This is a genomic window from Shewanella amazonensis SB2B (assembly GCF_000015245.1).
GTDB classification, from domain to species: Bacteria; Pseudomonadota; Gammaproteobacteria; order Enterobacterales; family Shewanellaceae; genus Shewanella; species Shewanella amazonensis.
Window position 1 is genome coordinate 3,574,538 of sequence record NC_008700.1, and the last position, 18,884, is coordinate 3,593,421.

Annotated in this window: 18 protein-coding genes; 7 read left to right on the forward strand and 11 right to left on the reverse strand. The window is 54.0% G+C overall.

Translation table 11 applies throughout. From position 1 onward, the window contains the following. The first annotated feature begins 1 nt into the window (after position 1). Positions 2 to 253 carry a YheU family protein gene (locus tag SAMA_RS15655; RefSeq protein WP_011761108.1) on the forward strand — a complete coding sequence of 84 codons (252 nt, stop codon included), beginning with the start codon at positions 2 to 4 and terminating at the stop codon, positions 251 to 253. An 89-nt stretch (positions 254 to 342) separates the two neighbouring features. Next, positions 343 to 1,230 (forward strand): phosphoribulokinase, encoded by an 888-nt coding sequence (locus SAMA_RS15660; protein ID WP_011761109.1) that lies wholly within the window; start codon positions 343 to 345, stop codon positions 1,228 to 1,230. 285 nt (positions 1,231 to 1,515) lie between these two features. Here the strand turns inward: SAMA_RS15660 and SAMA_RS15665 are convergent, their stop codons facing one another. Further along, positions 1,516 to 2,292, reverse strand: coding sequence for a tetratricopeptide repeat protein (locus tag SAMA_RS15665; protein WP_011761110.1), 777 nt, complete (start codon positions 2,290 to 2,292; stop codon positions 1,516 to 1,518). A 393-nt stretch (positions 2,293 to 2,685) separates the two neighbouring features. Here SAMA_RS15665 and crp point away from each other — a divergent pair, with 393 nt between their 5' ends. The 4 genes from crp to SAMA_RS15685 all read left to right on the forward strand — a co-directional run bounded on the left by crp (position 2,686) and on the right by SAMA_RS15685 (position 5,739). Continuing rightward, positions 2,686 to 3,321: a cAMP-activated global transcriptional regulator CRP gene (gene crp / locus SAMA_RS15670; RefSeq protein WP_011761111.1), complete on the forward strand. Its 636-nt coding sequence runs from the start codon at positions 2,686 to 2,688 to the stop codon at positions 3,319 to 3,321. Positions 3,322 to 3,405: 84 nt separating this feature from the next. Next, a complete protein-coding gene (locus SAMA_RS19435) occupies positions 3,406 to 3,750 on the forward strand; it encodes a PepSY domain-containing protein (protein ID WP_011761112.1) in 345 nt (114 codons plus the stop codon). Continuing rightward, positions 3,731 to 4,405 carry a response regulator transcription factor gene (locus tag SAMA_RS15680; RefSeq protein ID WP_011761113.1) on the forward strand — a complete coding sequence of 225 codons (675 nt, stop codon included), beginning with the start codon at positions 3,731 to 3,733 and terminating at the stop codon, positions 4,403 to 4,405. Before SAMA_RS19435 ends, SAMA_RS15680 begins: the two co-directional genes overlap by 20 nt. Then, positions 4,402 to 5,739: an ATP-binding protein gene (locus SAMA_RS15685; RefSeq protein ID WP_011761114.1), complete on the forward strand. Its 1,338-nt coding sequence runs from the start codon at positions 4,402 to 4,404 to the stop codon at positions 5,737 to 5,739. Before SAMA_RS15680 ends, SAMA_RS15685 begins: the two co-directional genes overlap by 4 nt. Positions 5,740 to 5,815: 76 nt before the next feature. Here the strand turns inward: SAMA_RS15685 and SAMA_RS15690 are convergent, their stop codons facing one another. From SAMA_RS15690 to SAMA_RS15725, 8 genes are all read right to left on the reverse strand, one after another. Continuing rightward, the gene (locus SAMA_RS15690; protein ID WP_011761115.1) at positions 5,816 to 6,613 is read right to left on the reverse strand and encodes a DUF1338 domain-containing protein; all 798 of its coding nucleotides are present in this window, start codon (positions 6,611 to 6,613) and stop codon (positions 5,816 to 5,818) included. A 144-nt stretch (positions 6,614 to 6,757) separates the two neighbouring features. Continuing rightward, positions 6,758 to 8,218: a succinylglutamate-semialdehyde dehydrogenase gene (astD, locus tag SAMA_RS15695; RefSeq protein WP_011761116.1), complete on the reverse strand. Its 1,461-nt coding sequence runs from the start codon at positions 8,216 to 8,218 to the stop codon at positions 6,758 to 6,760. Positions 8,219 to 8,227: 9 nt separating this feature from the next. Beyond that, positions 8,228 to 9,247: an arginine N-succinyltransferase gene (astA, locus tag SAMA_RS15700; protein WP_011761117.1), complete on the reverse strand. Its 1,020-nt coding sequence runs from the start codon at positions 9,245 to 9,247 to the stop codon at positions 8,228 to 8,230. A gap of 163 nt (positions 9,248 to 9,410) precedes the next feature. Continuing rightward, positions 9,411 to 10,625 carry an aspartate aminotransferase family protein gene (locus SAMA_RS15705; protein ID WP_011761118.1) on the reverse strand — a complete coding sequence of 405 codons (1,215 nt, stop codon included), beginning with the start codon at positions 10,623 to 10,625 and terminating at the stop codon, positions 9,411 to 9,413. Positions 10,626 to 10,937: 312 nt separating this feature from the next. Next, the gene (locus tag SAMA_RS15710) at positions 10,938 to 11,849 is read right to left on the reverse strand and encodes an alpha/beta hydrolase (protein ID WP_011761119.1); all 912 of its coding nucleotides are present in this window, start codon (positions 11,847 to 11,849) and stop codon (positions 10,938 to 10,940) included. A 60-nt stretch (positions 11,850 to 11,909) separates the two neighbouring features. Continuing rightward, a complete protein-coding gene (locus SAMA_RS15715; protein WP_041410567.1) occupies positions 11,910 to 13,052 on the reverse strand; it encodes an HDOD domain-containing protein in 1,143 nt (380 codons plus the stop codon). Positions 13,053 to 13,214: 162 nt separating this feature from the next. Further along, entirely contained in the window at positions 13,215 to 15,689 is a 2,475-nt protein-coding gene (locus SAMA_RS15720; protein WP_011761121.1) for a S9 family peptidase, read from the reverse strand. 132 nt (positions 15,690 to 15,821) lie between these two features. Further along, the gene (locus SAMA_RS15725) at positions 15,822 to 16,397 is read right to left on the reverse strand and encodes an anthranilate synthase component II (protein ID WP_041409907.1); all 576 of its coding nucleotides are present in this window, start codon (positions 16,395 to 16,397) and stop codon (positions 15,822 to 15,824) included. Between the two features lie 137 nt (positions 16,398 to 16,534). Here SAMA_RS15725 and SAMA_RS19215 point away from each other — a divergent pair, with 137 nt between their 5' ends. Then, complete coding sequence (locus tag SAMA_RS19215) at positions 16,535 to 17,662, forward strand: GGDEF domain-containing protein (RefSeq protein ID WP_049757937.1); 1,128 nt, start codon at positions 16,535 to 16,537, stop codon at positions 17,660 to 17,662. A gap of 45 nt (positions 17,663 to 17,707) precedes the next feature. On the opposite strand, the gene SAMA_RS15735 is transcribed toward SAMA_RS19215, so the two are convergent. Both SAMA_RS15735 and sspA read right to left on the reverse strand, forming a co-directional pair. Then, a complete protein-coding gene (locus tag SAMA_RS15735; protein WP_011761124.1) occupies positions 17,708 to 18,166 on the reverse strand; it encodes a ClpXP protease specificity-enhancing factor in 459 nt (152 codons plus the stop codon). Beyond that, positions 18,166 to 18,795 (reverse strand): stringent starvation protein SspA, encoded by a 630-nt coding sequence (gene sspA, locus SAMA_RS15740; protein WP_011761125.1) that lies wholly within the window; start codon positions 18,793 to 18,795, stop codon positions 18,166 to 18,168. The genes SAMA_RS15735 and sspA overlap by 1 nt, the downstream gene beginning before the upstream one ends. Between the last annotated feature and the right edge of the window lie 89 nt (positions 18,796 to 18,884).

An 18,884-nucleotide genomic window follows, 5' to 3' on the forward strand; every position in this document is an offset into this window, starting at 1 on the left:
GATGCTCATTCCCTACGACGCCTTAAGCCAATTGCCATCCGATACCCTGAATAACCTTATCCGTGAATACCTGCTGACTCAGGTGGAAGATGGCGGATTTGACAGTTTGGCAGAAGGTCATCTCGACGAGGCGATTGCCCGCTGCAAAGTGCTGCTAAAGCGCGGTGAGTTGGTGGTGGAGTATTCCGAAGACAACGACAGCGTTGGGATTCGTCATAAAAGCAGCCTGCCGTCACAGCAATCCCAAGACTGACAGCCGACTATTGACCCGAAGCAGTCCGAGCCCGTATAACTAACGGGCCCGCATTTTTATCAAAATTTTTTAACATTTCAGGAAGTGCCATGTCTGCCAAGTATCCCATCATTGCTGTTACCGGGTCATCCGGCGCCGGGACCACGACGACAACCACGGCGTTTAACCATATCTTCCGCCAACTTGATATCAATGCGGCCTATGTGGAAGGCGACAGCTTTCACCGCTACACCCGGGCAGAAATGGAAGTGATGATCCGCAAGGCCAAGGCCGAGAATCGTGACATCAGTTATTTTGGCCCCGAGGCCAATGATTTTGGCCGCCTGGAAAAGTGTTTTGCCGATTACAGTGCCACCGGCCAGGGTGAGACCCGCAGTTACCTGCACACCTTCGATGAAGCCGTGCCCTTTAACCAAATGCCCGGCACCTTCACCCAGTGGCGTCCATTGCCCGCCGACACCGACATGCTGTTTTATGAAGGCCTGCACGGTGGTGTGGTAACCAACGAGCACAATGTAGCCGAGCACGTTGACCTGCTGATTGGCATGGTGCCCATTGTCAACCTGGAGTGGATCCAAAAAATCATTCGCGACACCTCAGAGCGAGGCCACAGCCGCGAGAAAGTGATGAACTCCATCGTGCGTTCCATGGATGATTACATCAACCATATGACGCCACAGTTTTCCCGCACCCACATCAACTTTCAGCGGGTACCCACGGTGGATACCTCCAACCCCTTTTCGGCCAAAGCCATTCCGAGCCTCGACGAAAGTTTTGTGGTGATCCGTTTTCGCGGCATTAACAATGTGGACTTTCCGTATTACCTGTCGATGTTGCAGGGCAGCTTTATGTCGCGTATGAACACCATGGTGGTTCCCGGCGGCAAGATGTCGCTGGCCATGGAACTTATCCTGACACCGCTTATCAAGGCGCTGAAAGAAAAGCGCGAAGCCCTGCATAACGGTGATAATTGTTAACCGGCAGCATGAACGTAAAAATTTTACTTTTAACCGTGATTTCAGTTTCTATTAAGTGACACCAATTATTCTGTGTCTCGTCGGAATTTCAGGCGAAATAACGATAGTTGACATACTCTTGGGAGTGGATTCCCCCATCTTGATCTGTTCGCTCCCTTGAGTATGTCAGCGACCCTAACCAATCTTTTTCCGTTGCTCACCCTTCTTTTTTACGTGTCTGGCACCTTGCCCTGACCCAATAAAAAACCCGGACTTTGCCGGGCTTTCTTTTATCTACTGATTGCTTCAGGGCTGAAGCGGGATCACTTCACGGTAGGGCTTGCCCTGCTGATAATGTTGCAGTCGCTGATGAAACTCCTCTGCCTTGATGTCGGCCTGCTTTTTCAGCTCCAATGCCGAGATGGCTTTCTCCTGCACGGCAACGGCCCGGTTGAAGTCGCCCTGCTCTGCGTAAGCGGCCGCCAGGTTATCCAGATTGGTTGGGTCATTGGCATCGTTTTCCAACAGTTTCAGCGCCAGAGTCACGGCCTTGTTGCCATCACGGTACCGGGCTTCAGGACAGGTCGCCAATATCCAGGCCACGTTGCCAAGAGACACCTCGTCTCCCACCAGCTGGAACTGCTCGACCGCACGGCCGCAATTGCGCTCTACTCCGTCACCGCCGGCAGCATAAATAAAACCGAGGCGAAAATTGGCCCAGCGCTCACCACGCAGGCTCATTTGCAAATACCAATGTTCGGCTTCGGCAAGATTGCGCGCTACCAGCTGGCCTTCAAAGCGCAAGTCGGCCAGTGTCTGTTGCGCCTTGGCGTGTCCCTGACTGGCTGCACGGCCAATCCACTCCAATCCCAGTTCAGGCGCCTTATCCACGTAACGACCGGAGACATACATGAGCCCCAGCAAAAACTGGGCATCGGCATCATCCTGCACTGCACGCATCTCAATGTGCAACAACTTACCAGCAGCCTGGTCACTATCGGGTCTGGGCAATGAAAACGCCTGTGCCGATCCCATATTCAATAACAGCACGGTGGCCGCAGTCACAACTTGCCAGTACTTCACAACTTGGCTCCTTATGCAATTTCCCATGAGTTAGCCAGAAAACCCCCGTTATGTCGAGTATCAAAAGGTACCGCCAAGCTGACCAGCCCGCCATGATATCGGGCTGTTGACCTCTATTCATGATGACGTATGTTAAAAACAATAAGCAGCTCACAAAGCGGCAACAGCAGATGTGACCTGGTCGGCAGACTGGCCGATTATCCAAAGGTCCCATGCGGTATTTGTTGACATGACCGAGTAAACCACCAAAATAAACCATTAATTTTGATGTGTAATTGCGTACATTCGGTTGTTCTGAATTTCGATCTGCATCATGGTTTGACCAGATGCATTGACGTAGAATGTTTATTTAGAACGACCTTACTTAAGTTTTTTCATGCGAGGAACACGGGCATGGCACTGATTGGCAAACCGAAACCCGATCCAACTCTGGAATGGTTTTTATCCCACTGTCATATTCACAAGTATCCGGCCAAGAGCACTCTGATCCACGCCGGTGAAGACTCAGACACCCTCTACTACATAGTAAAAGGTTCTGTCGCAGTTCTTATCAAGGACGAGGAAGGCAAGGAAATGATCCTCTCCTACCTTAACCAAGGCGACTTTATCGGCGAACTGGGCCTGTTTGAAGAACAAGCAGAGCGTACCGCCTGGGTTCGCGCCAAGCAGGCTTGTGAAATTGCTGAAATTTCTTACAAGAAATTCAAGCAACTGATCCAGGTTAACCCAGAGATCCTGATGAAGCTTGCAGCACAGATGTCCGTCCGTTTGCAAAGCACCAGCCAGAAAGTAGGCGATTTGGCCTTCCTGGATGTGGCTGGTCGTATCGCCCAGACACTGCTGCATCTGGCCCGTCAGCCAGACGCCATGACCCACCCCGACGGCATGCAAATCAAAATCACCCGTCAGGAAATTGGTCAGATCGTTGGCTGCTCCCGCGAAACCGTGGGTCGCATCCTAAAAATGCTTGAAGAACAAAATCTTATTCAGGCACACGGCAAAACCATCGTGGTGTACGGCACCCGCTAACTCTGCCTTCAGCTTGTCTTAAGTCAGCTCCGGTAAAGTGGCTCCCGATCTATCCGGAGCCACTTTTTCTTATGAGGAGCATGTATGTCGCGCTGGCTGCCATTAGGCATCATCCTTACATCCATGCTTCACCAGGGAGAGGTGGCTGCTTCGGTTGTCGAGCTTGAGCATTATCAGGCCACGCAATTGGTCAGTTCGGGCCAGATCCTTTCTCTCGACGCTACCCTGCAGCGGGTCGCCGCACATTGCCAGGGTAACCTCCTTGATGCCCATCTGTTTCAAGAGGGTGACAAGTGGCGCTACGATTTGCAGTTTGGCCTCCAACGTGGTCAGATAATCCATCTGAGCGTGGATGCCGCCAGCGGTGAGCTCAATCCTGATTCCACTTTGCCGGACGAATGCAAAAACCATGAAACTGCTACTCGTTGAAGACAATGCCATGCTGGTCAAGGAGCTGCAAAAACAGCTCAAACAGGCCGGCTTTGTCACCGATGTAACCGATAAGGTCGTTGACGCCGATTATCTCATCAAAGAAACCCAATACGACTGCGTGATTCTGGACATCGGCCTTCCCGATGGCAACGGTCTGACACTACTGGAAAAATGGCGTACCGAGGGTATTCATACCCCCGTGATCATGCTCACCGCCCGCAGCCAATGGCATGAGAAGGTGGAAGGCTTTAACGCCGGTGCCGATGACTACCTTGGTAAACCGTTCCACGCCCAGGAGTTGCTCGCCCGAATTCATGCGCTGATAAACCGCGCCCATGGCCGCCCTGCCAGCCCGGGAAAGCAGCTCAGCTACTCAGGCGTCGTACTGGATGAATCGCAGCAAACGGTGCAGGTGGGTGAGCAGGTCCATGAGCTGACTGCCATGGAATTCAGACTGCTGAAGATTTTCCTGCTATCGCCGAAAAAGCTGCTGTCCAAGGCGCAGCTTACCGACAAGCTCTATCAGTTTGACGATGAGAAAGAGAGCAATGTGGTGGAGGTTTACGTGACCCACCTGCGTAAAAAACTGGGCAAGACCGCCATCGAAACCCGCCGCGGTCAGGGATATATCTTCCACGGCCTGGACGCATGATCTCCATTCGGGCCAAGCTGAGCCTGTGGTTAACCGGCCTGGTGATAGTCAGCACTATCATCGGGCTGTTTTTGTTTGAGTCCATGCTCAGACAAGCCTTTCACGACTCCATCATTAATCGTCTCGAAGAAGATCTGGAACACGTGATCCTTGCCACCCACATGCAGGATGGCGACATCGGCATAGACTCCTCCATGCTGTCCGGCTTCTATCGCCCCGCTTACTCAGGCCGTTACTACCAGCTGAACCTGCCCGATGAGGTCATCCGCTCACGCTCCCTGTGGGACCAGCAACTGGCCATTACGCCACTGGCACCGAGTGAAACCCGGGTCTGGCAAGCCCGCGGCCCCAAAAACCACGACATGCAGCTGCTCAGTGTGGGGCTAAAGTCCCAGAATGGCAAGATTCAGGCCACCCTTACCGTGGCCCAAGACTTGAGTATTGGCCGTAGGGTATTCAGCGAGATTTATGGCACCAAGCTGATGGTCAATCTCGGCATGCTGCTTGCCATGATAACGGGTATCTTTCTGGTATTGCGCCAGTCCTTCAAGCCGCTGCGTAAGATTAAAGAAGCCCTGTCACGCTTAAGAGATGGCGACATCGATCGGCTGGCACTGGATAGCATTCCGGCCGAGCTGCATCCCCTCGCAGCCACCTACAACGAGCTATTGGAATACACAGGCAAACAGATTGCCCGTAGCCGCAACAACCTGGGTAACTTAAGCCATGGTCTGAAAACGCCATTGGCGGTGATGCAACAACAAGTGGAAGCCCTGGGGCTCAGCGACCCTGAAATGGCAGACGCCATGCAGCAACAGCTGGATCTCATCCGCAAGATGATCGAGCGCAAGCTCGCGGCGGCCCGGGTCACCGGTGATATGCTGCCTGCGGCGCAAATGCAGATCCCAAGGGATCTGGATAGCCTGACCAACACCCTGAACAAGGTGCATCGCCACAAAGATATCCACTTCAGTATCGACATCGCCCGCGGCCTGCATCGACTGCCCATTCACCGGGAAGACGGCATGGAACTGATTGGCAACCTGCTGGATAACGCCTGTAAGTGGGCAAAAGGGGAAGTCTCCCTGCGCCTCTACCCGCTGGATAATCGCCTATGGCTGGATATTGAGGACGATGGTCCCGGCGTTGCCGACGATGCACTGTCGCAGCTTACAGAGCGTGGCAAACGCCTCGATGAGGCCGTGATGGGCCATGGCATTGGCCTGTCCATCGTGAAAGAAATCTGCGAGCAATATGAGCTGAAATTGGATTTCAGCCGTGGTGTGCGCCTTGGTGGCCTCAAGGTCAGTATAGGATTTGCGCTGACGTCCTGATGGTTCGACTGAGCTCACAACAAAAATCCCGGCCAGGCCGGGATTTTTTATGGCTGACATAGGCCGCAGAAGCCGGTCAGTTTACGTTGGTACTCTCGAAAATCTTGTCGGCAGAGGCCGCCACAAAGCCGGTGTAAAGCTCGCCATCGGCCTTGGGATACCGCAGGGCAAACTCGTAAAAGCAGCTCGGCAGCTCAACGGTTTTATCATCAAACGTCACCGCAATACGGTCGGCCATGGTGGATGACTGCTCAAGCAGCTCGGCAGGTGAGCCTTTCACTTCACCACCGACGGCGTTCAGTACAAAGTCTCCCTGCTTAAGGGTGTCATTCACCTCAAGAATACTGGTGTAACCGGGCAGGTGATTAATCGACACGGTAAAGTGGTTGGCGCGATAACCAAAGGCCGCCACCCAAGCCGCATACTCACTCTCGGCCAAAAGCTTCTCGTAGGTGACAAAGTCCAGTTTCCAGTGACGACCTGAGTAGAGGAAATTCTCAGCCTTGGTCGCCGCCGCATCCACCTGCTCAACCATGTCTTTGACTATGACCTGCAACTGGGGGCTGAACTCTTCCACCAGGAGCTCAGAAATGAAGACCTTTGGCTGTGTGCTGTCGGGATGCTCGAAGTGCTTGGCACGCAGCTTTTTCTTGTCAAAGTTGTAATCGGCACAGGCAACATAGCCAAGCGCCTCAAAGTGTGCAGCCAGCACCTCCAGATTCACCTTGGCAAGGTTAAAGGTACGCAGGGCGATATGGTCGTTGATGATGGCTTCGCCCTTGCCAAGCAGTTTGTGCACCTTGGCCGCAGACGGGGTCATTTCGATATAGTCCTGCCAGAGAGCGGCAAACAAAGCATTTACGTCAGTGTGCATCTATCACTCCTAAACCTAATCACTGAGGGCCATGACATGAAGCCCTGGGTGTCCGGCATTCCGGATGTTCAGTACGTCAGTGGTTTCAACAAATACTCGGTGAACAAAAACGGCGTGTTCCCGAAGGAGCACGCCGCTGATTTTTTATAACGTCAGACCAGGACTCAGGCTGGCGGGCAGCGTGACACTGTCTGCCTCCATGGATGCCACCGGATAGGCACAGTAGTCGGCCGCATAGAAGGCGCTGGCTCTGTGGTTACCCGAGGCGCCCACGCCACCGAAAGGTGCCGCGCCTGATGCGCCTGTGATCTGCTTGTTCCAGTTCACAATGCCGGCGCGAATACGGGCCAGGAAGTACTCATAATCGGCTTTATCATCGGCCAGAATGCCGGCAGACAGGCCATAGCGGGTGTCGTTGGCCAGACGGATAGCCTCGTCGAAACTGGTGTAACGCACCACCTGCAATAAGGGGCCAAAGTATTCTTCGTCAGGCAGTTCAATTACTTCGGTCACATCAATCAAACCGGGAGACACCAGGCCGGTACCGGCTTGCAGATGTGTCATCTCCACCAGGGATTTGGCTCCGAGGTTGAGCAGGTTACGTTGAGCGTCCAGCATGCCTTTGGCTGCGGTTTCCGAAATCATTGAGCCCATAAAAGGCTGAGGGTCAGCATTCCAGGGGCCTACCTTGATTGCTTTAACGGCTTCGACCAAACCGGCCAGCAATTTGTCACCCTCGGCGCCTTTTTCAACGTACAGGCGACGGGCACAGGTACAGCGCTGACCGGAAGAGATAAAGGCTGATTGAATGATGTCGTGGATGGCAGCGCGGGTATCGCTCACACCTTTAACGATGAGTGGATTGTTACCCCCCATCTCAAGCGCCAGAATCTTACCCGGATGCCCGGCATACTGCTGATGCAGCAAGTGACCGGTGCGGGAGCTGCCGGTGAAGAAAAGGCCGTCGAGCTGTGGATGTGACGCCAGCGCCTTGCCGGTTTCCACCTCGCCCTGCACCAGGTTGATAACACCGGCTGGCAGGCCAGCCTTCTCCCATAGCTTCAACATCAACTCGGCCACTTTTGGCGTCAGCTCTGAGGGTTTGAACACTACTGTATTGCCCGCCAGCAGCGCGGGCACTATGTGACCGTTGGGCAGGTGACCGGGGAAGTTGTAGGGACCAAACACCGCCACCACACCGTGGGGCTTATGGCGCAGCACAGCGCGGCCTGCAGCGCCCTCGTTCACTTCGGTGCCGGTACGCTTGTGATAGGCACTGACAGACAAGCCGATTTTGCCAATCATGGCAGCGGCCTCGGTGGCGGTTTCCCAGCGTGGCTTACCGGTTTCCTGGGCTATCACCTCGGCAAGCTCTGCCTTGTTGGCCTCAAGTTCATTGCGGTAGGCTTCAACGATGGCCTGACGGCCTTCAAAGCCCAGCATAAACCATTCAAACTGAGCATCGCGGGCCGCCATCACAGCCGCTTGTACCTGAGCAGGCACAGCGGCCTTACCCTGCCAAATCACCTCGCCGTTGGCGGGGTTTTTTGACTGCATCTCTTTGCCTTCGCCAGCGAGCCACTGGCCATTGATAAATTGCGTCATGTCGAATTCCTATATTGCCAGTACCCGCACCTGCTCGCCGTCACTGACCAGAAGGCCAGCCGCCAGCTCAGGGCTGAGTATCACTTCATCTGAATCGGAGGAAACCATCAGCTCGACCGAGGTTGCACGGTAATCCACAAGCTGGGTGTTGGAGAGAATAAAACTGTCATCTGAGGCGGGCATCTCACCGATGCGAACCGTCAGCAGGCGGCTTTCGCGCACGCCGCGGATATCCTGCAGATTGCACTCCACCGTTGGGCCACCGTCGAATATGTCCACATATCCGCGGCAGCGGAAACCTTCGGCCCGCAGCAAACTCAAGGCCGGACGGGTGTTTGTATGCACTTCGCCAATCACCTTCTGGGCTTCTTCGGGGAGCAAACACACATATACCGGGTTTCTGGGCATCATCTCGGCCATAAAGGCTTTGCGTCCCAAACCAGAGAGATAGTCGGCTTCGACAAAGTCGATACCGAGGAAGTGCTTTTGCAGCCAGCCATAAAACGGGGAATTGCCGTTTTCATCGCTGACACCACGCATTTCGGCAATCACGGTTTCCCCGAAACGATTGGCGTGCTGGGCCAAAAACAGAAAACGGCTGCGGGAGAGCATGCGACCATTGTTGTCTTTGCGATACGCCCCACGCAAAAACAGGGTGCAAAGCTCGGCGGCGCCTGTGTAGTCGTGACAGAGGGTGAGGGTCTCAACTTCGTTGCGCACATTGATTTGCTGCGAATGATATACCTCGGTGCCGAGACGATAATGGTAGAAGGCATCTTCCATCCCCACGGCGGCCTCGAGTGCACAGGTGCCCACCACTTCCTGGGTCTGTGTGTCTTCGAGCACCATCAGGTAGCCTTCATCGTAAGGGGTTTCCACGACCTTTTGAAAAGAGGCTTCAGAGCGCGCTATTTTGCGACGCAACAAGTCTTCGTTAACCGGCAGTGAAGTGAAGCCGTGGCCCGACTCCACCGCAATGCGGTACAGGGCATCAAAATCGCTGGCCCGGATTGGACGAATGATCAACATTTGAGTATCTCCTCTCTGTCCTGCCCGCTGTTTTTTTAAGCGTTTTGACCTTTCCGGCGTGCACCAAGCCTCACCGGCTGGTTCGGTGAAATCGGATGTCGGAGGTTGGGAGCAGGACGTCGCTGGATCGTCAGGGGCGGCAACCGGTGCCGCCCCCGTTATATCAGCCGGCTACCTTGGCAACGGCACGTTCGAAACGGGCCAGACCTTCGACAATATCTGCCTCAGGAATTACCAGAGATGGAGTAAAGCGGACTACGTTGGCACCGGCCATCAGAGTCAACAGCCCCTCGGCAACAGAGGCATTAAGGAAATCGCGGCTACGGCCGGCAAACTGCTCGTTGAGTACGGCGCCAAGCAGCAGACCCTTGCCACGGATTTCGGAGAATACATGATACTTTTCATTAATTTGGGCCAGACCATCGCGGAACAGCTGCTCGCGATGCTTCACGCCGTCAAGCACTTCAGGGGTATTAACAACGTCCATCACAGCGTTACCAATGGCACAGGCCAGCGGGTTGCCACCGTAGGTGGAACCATGGGTGCCCACCTTGAGGTGTGAGGCGATGTCGGCAGTGGTCAGCATGGCTGCGATGGGGAAACCACCGCCCAACGCCTTGGCGGTGGTCAGGATATCCGGCACGATTTCGGTGCCCATATAGGCATAGAGGTCGCCGGTACGGCCTACGCCGGTTTGGACTTCGTCGAAGATCACCAGCGCATTGTGCTTGTCGGCCAATCGACGAACGGCACGCAGGAATTCAGGGTCGCCGTTGATGATACCGCCCTCGCCCTGCAGTGGCTCGAGCATGATGGCGCAGGTATTGTCGGACACAGCCGCTTCCAGCGCAGCGATATCATTGAATGGCAAATGGGTAATAGCGGCAGGCTTTGGACCGAAACCGTCTGAGTAAGCGGCCTGGCCACCCACAGACACGGTGAAGAAAGTACGACCGTGGAAAGCCTTGTCGAACGCAATCACTTCAACCTTGTGTTCACCGAACTTTTCGATTGCATAGCGGCGTGCAAGCTTGAGTGCCGCTTCGTTGGCCTCGGCGCCTGAGTTGGCAAAATACACCCGGTCGGCAAAGGTTGCTTCAACCAGTTTGGTAGCCAGTGCCAGCGCTGGCTCGTTGGTCATGGTGTTGGACAGGTGCCAGAGTTTCTCGCCCTGCTCTTTCAGTGCGCCAACGAGGGCGGGATGACAATGACCAAGACAGTTCACCGCGATGCCACCGGCAAAGTCCACATACTCGGTACCTTGCTGATCCCAGACACGGCTGCCTTCACCGCGGACAGGGATAACCGCAGCTGGTGCATAGTTAGGCACCATTACTTCATCAAATTGGGCACGTGTCAGATTCATCTTGTCAGTCATTCCTGTTCATCCTTTGTTCGTTGCGTGACTTGCGAAGCCACCGGTTTGCCGCTGCGTTTTCTTTTTTGCTGAGGCTTATTGCAGCATGTGCTTGTGTCGGCTGGATGTCATTATTAGCGAAATTGTGATCGAAATACCAGTTTTTCACAATCAGTTGCCGCAAAACGGCGCCTGAAGCTGCATAAAGATTTGCGCTTTGACATTAGAAAAGCGCTATATGCGGGGGATAATGGCATATTTAGTCAGAAAAAATCTTATTTACCGGCAAATTTTCAGACAATGCATAGAATATTGGATAAATAGACATATTATTCACATCAGGCGCCGCCGGATAAATTCGAGGATGAGTTCCCTCGCTTCCCTGGCTTCGGGCAGCATTTCAAACAGCGGAAACACATGGGGCATGTGCGCCAGAAAGTGATGTTCCACATGGGTTCCCGCTTCCTTCAGCCTTTGTGCAAGGCGCTGTGAATCCTCCAAAAGGAGCTCCCGCGTGCCCGCAAGCAGCAGCATGGACGGAAGGCCCCGTAAATCACCATGCAATGGACTTGCCCGGACATCCATGGGATTGGCGCCCTGAAGATAGGCCCCCCTAAGCCTGAGCAGGGAGTCGATACTGAAGAAGGGATCGTCTGCACTGAGCAGCCGTTCACTGTCACCTGTGATCCCAAGGTCCAGCGCGGGGCTGAGCAGCACCGCACATTCGGGCAATCTGAGCCCCATATCTTTGACTTGCAGCAGCAAAGCCATGGCAAGATTACCACCGGCGCTGTCACCCATCACCACAAAGGGGTCTGACCAAAGCGACAGAAATTGCTGATACCCGTCCAGCACATCTTCCAGGGGGGCAGGAAACGGGTGTTCTGGTGCCAGCCGATAATCGGGGACATAGGCATCGGCATCCAGCTCACGACACAGATCTGCGATAAAGCGGCCATGGGCGTTGGGGGTTTTAAAACAAAATCCCCCTCCACGCACGTAAAAGATGGCGAGCCGGGGGCGTTGTGCCGCAGCGGATTCCAGATGATTATGGATTAAGGCGCTGTGGGAGAGGGGCAAATTGTCACTGATAAGCCCTTTGGGCCAGCTAAGATAGCGGCTGTCCAGGGCTTCAAGCCGCCTGCGAATATCGGCCAGTGACAAACGGGCGCCCCGGGCGTGCATTCCGGGTTTGGCAATGTAAGAAAGCACACTGTTAAGCACCTTTGCCTGCCAACTAGCCATACTGAGCTCCTGCTTGTACTGCTTTGCCGGATGTTCGGCTAACGCCCCGAACAACGCGTTTCAGAAGAGTTCCATTCTGCGGTAATTTTGCGCCTTCAAGCGCAGTATTTCCTGCTCACTGAGACCATAGTAACGGTACATTTCCCGAGCCTCCTGGGGTTCGAGCAAATTGCTCTCTTCCAGCGTCATCACCCTGACGAAACACGTGGCCTTGGCCAGAATTTGGGCATCCATGGGCATATCGGTGACAGTGAGGGATTCATCCAACGCCTTGAGATTCAGCGTCAGAGCATGGTCGGCAAAGTTCAGCCTGGCCGGAATTTCCCAGGCGAGCCTGCTGGAATGGAGCAGCACCTCTTCCAGTACCTTTTCCGCGGGAAACTCGGTGGCCATGACCGCATCATAGAGTTCCTTGTCCCGACTGGCACTGGCCTCCCGGAGCCAATTGCCCCAATTTTTTTCATAAATGGCAGATGCAGTACCGAGCACCATGGTAATACCAAACTGCTCGAGGAAGGCGCTGATAAATGCCAGAGTTTCATTGGATTCATGGAGTTTGGCCAGGGCTTTGGCGGCAGTGGCACAGGCCAGCGCATATTGCCATAGCTTGCGATTGGGCCACAGCAGACAGGAATGGCCCGAGGGCAACCAGTTGCGCATGCTGTAATAAGGCACCAACTGACGCAGGTTTTCCACCCCGATAAAGTTGAGCACCAGCTTGATATCGGTCACCCGTACATCGGCGCGCTGGGGATGACGCTGGCGAAATGCGGTGCTGTTGACCACATTGGTCAAGTCACGGGATAACCAGCCAATACCGCTCATGAGCAGGCGAATACGGCCAAGTTCCGGGTTAGCTTTGCAGAGTTGTTCAAACAGCGCGAGCTGAGTCTCGGTCAGACTGGAACGCTGCAGCAATCTGTCCATATCGCCGAGTGTCAGCTTTATCTCATCCATGATGGTATCGGTGAGCTGTTTGGATACGGCTTCGAACACTTCACGGGCCTTTTGCTGCCGCTCGATGCGCTCAAAAACGGCGGCACGCTCGATATCCAGCTTGAAGACAACGGATTCGAGTTCCCGATCCAACTCATCCTGAATTCTGGGCATTTTCTGCTTACCGACAATCAACTGCCGGTATAAACGCCGCTCCAATGCCAGAATACTGCCGGGCTTAACTCCGCCCGTTGCGCCAATAGCCACCTCTGTATACTCCCGCTGGTGTATAAAGCCGATTTCACCTGTCATTTTTAGCATAAATCGGCCAAGGAGAGAGACTGATATTTTGCCAACTTACTGACAGGCGACCAATTTTCAATAAAAAACAGGGCCCGCAGGCCCTGAGTTTAACGACCGTTTGGCCGGTTACTTGAGCTCGGCTTCAAACAGCTTATAAATGCGGCGGTATTCATCGAGCCAACTGGACGGCTCTCGGAAACCATGGGGCTCCACCGGGTAGATAGCGGTTTCGAACATGGGCTTTTCAAGCTCAATCAAACGCTGTACCAGGCGCACACTGTCCTGGAAGAACACGTTATCATCCAGCACACCGCTCATGATAAGCAGCGGTTTGTTCAGCCCCTCGGCATGATAGATGGGTGAGCTGCGTTCAAAGGCAATGGGGTCCACATCCGGTGTATTGAGGATGTTGGAGGTATAAGGCGCATTATAATGTGCCCAGTCGGTTACCGGACGCAGCGCTGCACCAGCCTGGAAGAGCTCAGGCTCGCGGAACAACGCCATAAAGGTGAGGAAGCCACCATAGGATCCGCCGTAAGTGCCCACACGTTTGCTGTCCACATTGGCATTTTTCACCATCCAGGCCACGCCGTCTTTGAGATCCTCCACCTCAGGGTGACCCATCTGACGATAGATGGCGGTGCGCCAGTCACGGCCATACCCCTTGGAGCCACGATAGTCCATGTCCATCACCACATAACCTTGCTGGGCCAGCAGGTTGTGGAACATAAACTCGCGGAAATAGCCGGAGAAACCAAAGTGCGCGTTTTGCAGATACCCGGCACCATGGTTAAAAATCACCGCTGGATACTTGTCTGCCTTGGCAGCATCGTACCCCTCGGGCAGATACACTCTGGCGTAAACAACACCGGCACCATGATTGGACGGCACGGCCACCACGTTGGGCGCTTGCCAGGTATACTTGGCAAAGACCTCTGAGGTGTAGTGGGTCAGGCGCTTGAGTTCGCCACCAATCTCCTGCACATAAAGCTCTTCAGGCTGAATACGGCTGGAGGCAGTCAGCAGCAAGCGTTTACCATCCGGGCTCAAACTGTAATCCAGCGTGCCTTCCCAATGGGTCAATTGCTCGTCTTTGCCATCGGCCAGAGCGACGCGGTACACATTGTAAACGCCGGGATGATCTTTATTGGCCTTGTAATACAGATGCTTGCCATCGGGGCTTAAGGTGACATCACTGACCACGAATTGACCCGATGTCAGTGCCGTTGCAGCCTTGCCCGGCGCCTTGATGTACAGCTGGGAATAGCCAGTCTCTTCTGACAGGAAAAAGAAACGCCCATCTTCGAGCCAACCAAACTGGTTGTAGTCGTAGTTCACCCAGGCGTCGTCATGGAGACGATGCTCTGTGGTTAGCTTGCCGGAGTCCAGATTCACAGATGCAATCCAGCGGTCTTTATTATCCACCGCTTCGAGCATAACCAGCAGCTTGCCATCATCACTCCACTGGATGGCACTCTGGCTCCAGCCCCAATCCTGCATCAGCTGCACTTTGCGGGGCGCTTTCTCGCTTTGATAGCTTTCGCCCCGGGCTTTGGCGTTGTCGGCCTTCACCGCGGCGAGCACATCCTCATCAAAGCCCTGCAGACCTTCGATACTGATGTCATGCTTTTGTTTGTCTTTAAGATCAATCAATACCAGACGCTGACCCGGTGGATTATCTTCCGCTACCCGCGCGCGGGCAGGCACCGCATCCACATAGCCATCCTTACCCAGATAGTTGGGCATGATGTCGTGCTCACTGCGGCCCTGATAACTCTTATCCTGAAGGCTGACGAGCACATAACGACCATCGGCTGACAGAGACAGTTCGACGACAACCTCACTCTCCCCCAAATACCAGGGCTGTGCCGTCATGGTGGTATCGGCTTCAGCCAGCGCCTTTTTATAGTCCTCGCGGGCTTTGGCTTTGTCATGCTGGGCAGCAACATACTGGATGAGCTTTGCCTGCTCTTTAGCCAAATAGGCCTCTGGGGCCTTAACGCCCTTGGGCGCATTGCTCATTCGGATATCGGCAAGCTGCTCTACCATGCCGTTGGCATGCAGGCGGAATACGGCGTTCCCCTGCCAGAAGGCCAGGTCACCATTATCCAAGAAACGCACACCATCCACTGGGGTATTGGTACGGGTCAGCTGTGCGACTTCACCGGTGGACAGCTCTTTAACGAAGAGGTTGCCCTGATAGATGTAGGCCTTGCGCTTTTTCGCCTTATCCAGCACACCACTGCGCTGGGAGACCTGATGTAACTCGCCCAAAGACAACTCACGGGCTTCACCATCCAGCGCCTGAACATAGTAGGACTTAAGCGCCGATGCACTTGGCTGACGCTCAAACAGTACGCTGCCGGCGTCATCGCTCCAGTATGGATTGCGGGCGAATATGCCCATCCAGTCTGGATTGGCCATAATTTGCTTCATGGTCAGGTGTTCGGAGGCAACAGGCGGTGTTGCCAGCTCCACTTGTGACACAGGTGTCTGATTGGCAGCTGATGGAGCAGTTGCGGCGTGTTCGGTGGCAGCGCAGCCGGACAGGATAGCCAGCGCCAACGCACTGACAGCAAAGTGACGGTAAACCGGGTTCATTGTCCTTCCTTTTAGTTTTACGGCCGGGGGCCTTTTTGGAATGGCGCAGTTATACCATATTTGCGCCTGTCACACTGGCGTGGTCACAAAAGGTAAACGAGAAAACTTGTAACAGAAAATCAAGACACGGTGTCAGACGGGGATTTTAAGGAAATTACCAAGCAATTCGAGCCCTTGCTCGGTAAGGATGGATTCGGGATGGAACTGCACCCCATACAGCGGTAAGGACTTATGGCTGATGGCCATGATTTCACGTCCATGGACAGGATCGTCAAACCAGGCATCCATCACAAAGCCTTCGGGTACGGACTCCACCAACAGCGAGTGATAACGGGTGACCCTCAGCGGGTTATTGAGGCCACGAAACAGGCGCTGATTGTTATGGCTGATGTCACTGGTTTTGCCATGCATCACCCTTCCGGCACGGATCACTTTAGCGCCAAATACCTGGGCCATCGCCTGATGCCCCAGGCACACCCCCAGAATGGGCAACTTACCGGCAAAATGAGTGATGGCGTCCAGGGAAACACCCGCGTCATCCGGGGTACAGGGGCCGGGTGAAATCACCAAATAGTCCGGTGCCAGCGCAGCGATTTCCTCCAGCGTAATATCGTCATGGCGACGGACAACCACCTCTTCCCCCAGCTGCTGAAAATACTGCACCAGGTTAAAGGTAAAAGAGTCGTAGTTGTCTATCATGAGCAACATGCTTTTATTCGTCCGCGCGTTGAAATCCAAACAGAACAGGCCGCGAATCCTAGCACAGAGCGGCCTGCGGATCATCCAATGGCCGGAACTATGTCTATGCTTAAGGGATGATTATCAAACCTTCGTCAGTAAACTCTATGGCATTTTGGGGGAAACGGCTGCTCAGTTACGCCAAAACGGGTATAGAGCATTGTCACGGCAAAACGCAGGAACGCCGGCTCATCCAAACAAATATCAGTGTGTTTATTGCGGTCATCACCATATTGGTGTTTAACCTTGCCTTTGTGCTGCTTGGCAATCCGGGGTTGATGTATTCAGGGCTGGTGCAACTCCCATTTTTACTGTTATTACCGCTGGTGCTTTGGTTCAACCGCAAAGGGCGAAGACACGAGGCGACTCTGACCCTGTTTTTATTGGTGATGCTGGATGCGGTTAGCGCGCTTATGCTCGCTCAAGGGGTGACACTTGGACTTCAGTACTATTTTCTGATGTTTGCGGTGTTACCGGCATCCTATCTGGACGCCAAACATTGGCCGACCACCTTACTGCTGTTTTTAAGTAACATTCTGCTATTTGGCTATTTCGAAGTGTATGGCTGGCAAGCTCACCCCAGCATTGCCGAAGTGCCGACATTCACCATCACACTGCTCAGAATAATAATGGTGGGTTCATGCGCAACCACGGTATTGGTGGTTATCCTGATAAGTGAGTACTACGCTGCACAAAATGAACAGGAACTGCAATATCTTGCGGATACGGACTCGCTGACCGGGCTGCCAAACCGGCGTGCTTTCATGGGGCGCCTGGAACGAACCATCAAAGACAGACGATCCTTTAGCCTGCTGATTATCGATGTTGACCATTTCAAGCAGATTAACGACACCACGGGGCACCAGACTGGCGACGCTGCACTGCAATTTTTGGCTAACCAGCTTAATGCGTGCATTCAGGGGGAAGACTTTGCCGGGCGGATTGGCGGCGAAGAGTTTGCTATGGTGCAGTTTTGCGCTTCGCCACTTGAGCATCTGGTCCGTGCCGAAAGTCTGCGAAAAACCATTGCCTCGGCACATCCAGACCTGGGCGTTGGCCCCGTATATTTAACGGTTTCCATCGGTGTGTGCATGGCAACACCGCCGGTGTCACTTATCACACTGATGGCCATGGCAGACAATGCACTCTATGAGGCCAAACGCAGTGGTCGCAACTGCGTCCAGGTAGCCGCCGCAAAATCTGAATCCGTGCCGCCATGGCAGGCAGTTACATGATGGGGATGCCAAAACGAAAAAACCAGCCGATGGCTGGTTTTTGTATTATTTGACCACAGTTAAATGGCCGCGGCGTTTGGGACTGGGATCGTCCGGCCCATCCGGCTCCTCTGTAGTCAGGGCCTCTTCCGGCTCTGACTCAACCACAGACAGCAGCTCGTCTTCACCTTCATCGAGCAGATAGGCATCTTCGGCATCAAATACAGTACCGGCCCCATTTTCACGGGCATAAATGGCCACGATTGAGGCCATGGGTAATACCACCTGATGGGGCACACCGCCGAAACGCGCATTAAACTCGACAGCATCATTGCCCAGTTGCAAGTGCCCCACAGCCGACTCGGCGATGTTCAGCACAATCTGGCCATCACGCACATACTGCTGGGGCACCTGAGTGCCTTTGACATAGGCGTCTACTACTACGTGGGGCGTAAGCTGGTTATCCATCAACCAGTCATAGTACGCCCGCAGCAAATAGGGACGGCTTGGAGTCAAAGGTTTCATTACATACCCATGCGCATTTCGCGCTCGGCTTCAGTCAGTGACGCCTTGAACGACTCGCGATCGAAGATGCGGGTCATGTACGCCTTGATATCTTTGGCCACGCCTGTGTCCAGGTGAATACCCAGAGCAGGCAAACGCCACAGCAAGGGGCCGAGGTAGCAATCAGCCAGGCCGAACTCTTCGCTCATAAAGTAAGGCATTTCACCAAACAGTGGTGAAATGGCGATCAGGCCTTCACGGAGCTCTTTACGGGCGGCATCGGCACGGTCACCTTTCTTGATGCGATCAACCAGCACGTACCAATCGGTATCGATACGGTGCATCATCAAACGGCTTTGGCCGCGGGAAACCGGATAAACCGGCATCAGCGGTGGGTGTGGGAAACGCTCATCCAGGTATTCCATGATGATGCGTGACTCATACAACACCAGCTCGCGATCCACCAGCGTCGGCACAGAGTTATAAGGATTCAGCTCGAGCAAATCCTCTGGCATGTCGTTGGGATCGACCTGTAAAACATCAACGGTGACGCCTTTTTCAGCCAGCACAATACGCACTTGATGGCTGTAGAGATCGTCGGCGCCAGAAAACAGAGTCATGATAGAGCGTTTGTTGGCAGCAAGAGCCATTGATACCCTCCAGAATCGAAACAAATAAAATAAACGAGGGGCTGACGCCCCCCGTTTCAATACGCGGATAGAGTATTTTACCCGCTATT

Excerpts from the sequence above, each read along its gene's own strand:
- SAMA_RS15655 (WP_011761108.1), top strand. The coding sequence starts at position 2 with ATGCTCATTCCCTACGACGCCTTAAGCCAATTGCCATCCGATACCCTG.
- SAMA_RS15660 (WP_011761109.1), top strand. The coding sequence starts at position 343 with ATGTCTGCCAAGTATCCCATCATTGCTGTTACCGGGTCATCCGGCGCC.
- crp (WP_011761111.1), top strand. The coding sequence starts at position 2,686 with ATGGCACTGATTGGCAAACCGAAACCCGATCCAACTCTGGAATGGTTT.
- SAMA_RS19435 (WP_011761112.1), top strand. The coding sequence starts at position 3,406 with ATGTCGCGCTGGCTGCCATTAGGCATCATCCTTACATCCATGCTTCAC.
- SAMA_RS15680 (WP_011761113.1), top strand. The coding sequence starts at position 3,731 with ATGAAACTGCTACTCGTTGAAGACAATGCCATGCTGGTCAAGGAGCTG.
- SAMA_RS15685 (WP_011761114.1), top strand. The coding sequence starts at position 4,402 with ATGATCTCCATTCGGGCCAAGCTGAGCCTGTGGTTAACCGGCCTGGTG.
- SAMA_RS15690 (WP_011761115.1), bottom strand. The coding sequence starts at position 6,613 with ATGCACACTGACGTAAATGCTTTGTTTGCCGCTCTCTGGCAGGACTAT.
- astD (WP_011761116.1), bottom strand. The coding sequence starts at position 8,218 with ATGACGCAATTTATCAATGGCCAGTGGCTCGCTGGCGAAGGCAAAGAG.
- astA (WP_011761117.1), bottom strand. The coding sequence starts at position 9,247 with ATGTTGATCATTCGTCCAATCCGGGCCAGCGATTTTGATGCCCTGTAC.
- SAMA_RS15705 (WP_011761118.1), bottom strand. The coding sequence starts at position 10,625 with ATGACTGACAAGATGAATCTGACACGTGCCCAATTTGATGAAGTAATG.
- SAMA_RS15710 (WP_011761119.1), bottom strand. The coding sequence starts at position 11,849 with ATGGCTAGTTGGCAGGCAAAGGTGCTTAACAGTGTGCTTTCTTACATT.
- SAMA_RS15720 (WP_011761121.1), bottom strand. The coding sequence starts at position 15,689 with ATGAACCCGGTTTACCGTCACTTTGCTGTCAGTGCGTTGGCGCTGGCT.
- SAMA_RS15725 (WP_041409907.1), bottom strand. The coding sequence starts at position 16,397 with ATGTTGCTCATGATAGACAACTACGACTCTTTTACCTTTAACCTGGTG.
- SAMA_RS19215 (WP_049757937.1), top strand. The coding sequence starts at position 16,535 with ATGGCATTTTGGGGGAAACGGCTGCTCAGTTACGCCAAAACGGGTATA.
- SAMA_RS15735 (WP_011761124.1), bottom strand. The coding sequence starts at position 18,166 with ATGAAACCTTTGACTCCAAGCCGTCCCTATTTGCTGCGGGCGTACTAT.
- sspA (WP_011761125.1), bottom strand. The coding sequence starts at position 18,795 with ATGGCTCTTGCTGCCAACAAACGCTCTATCATGACTCTGTTTTCTGGC.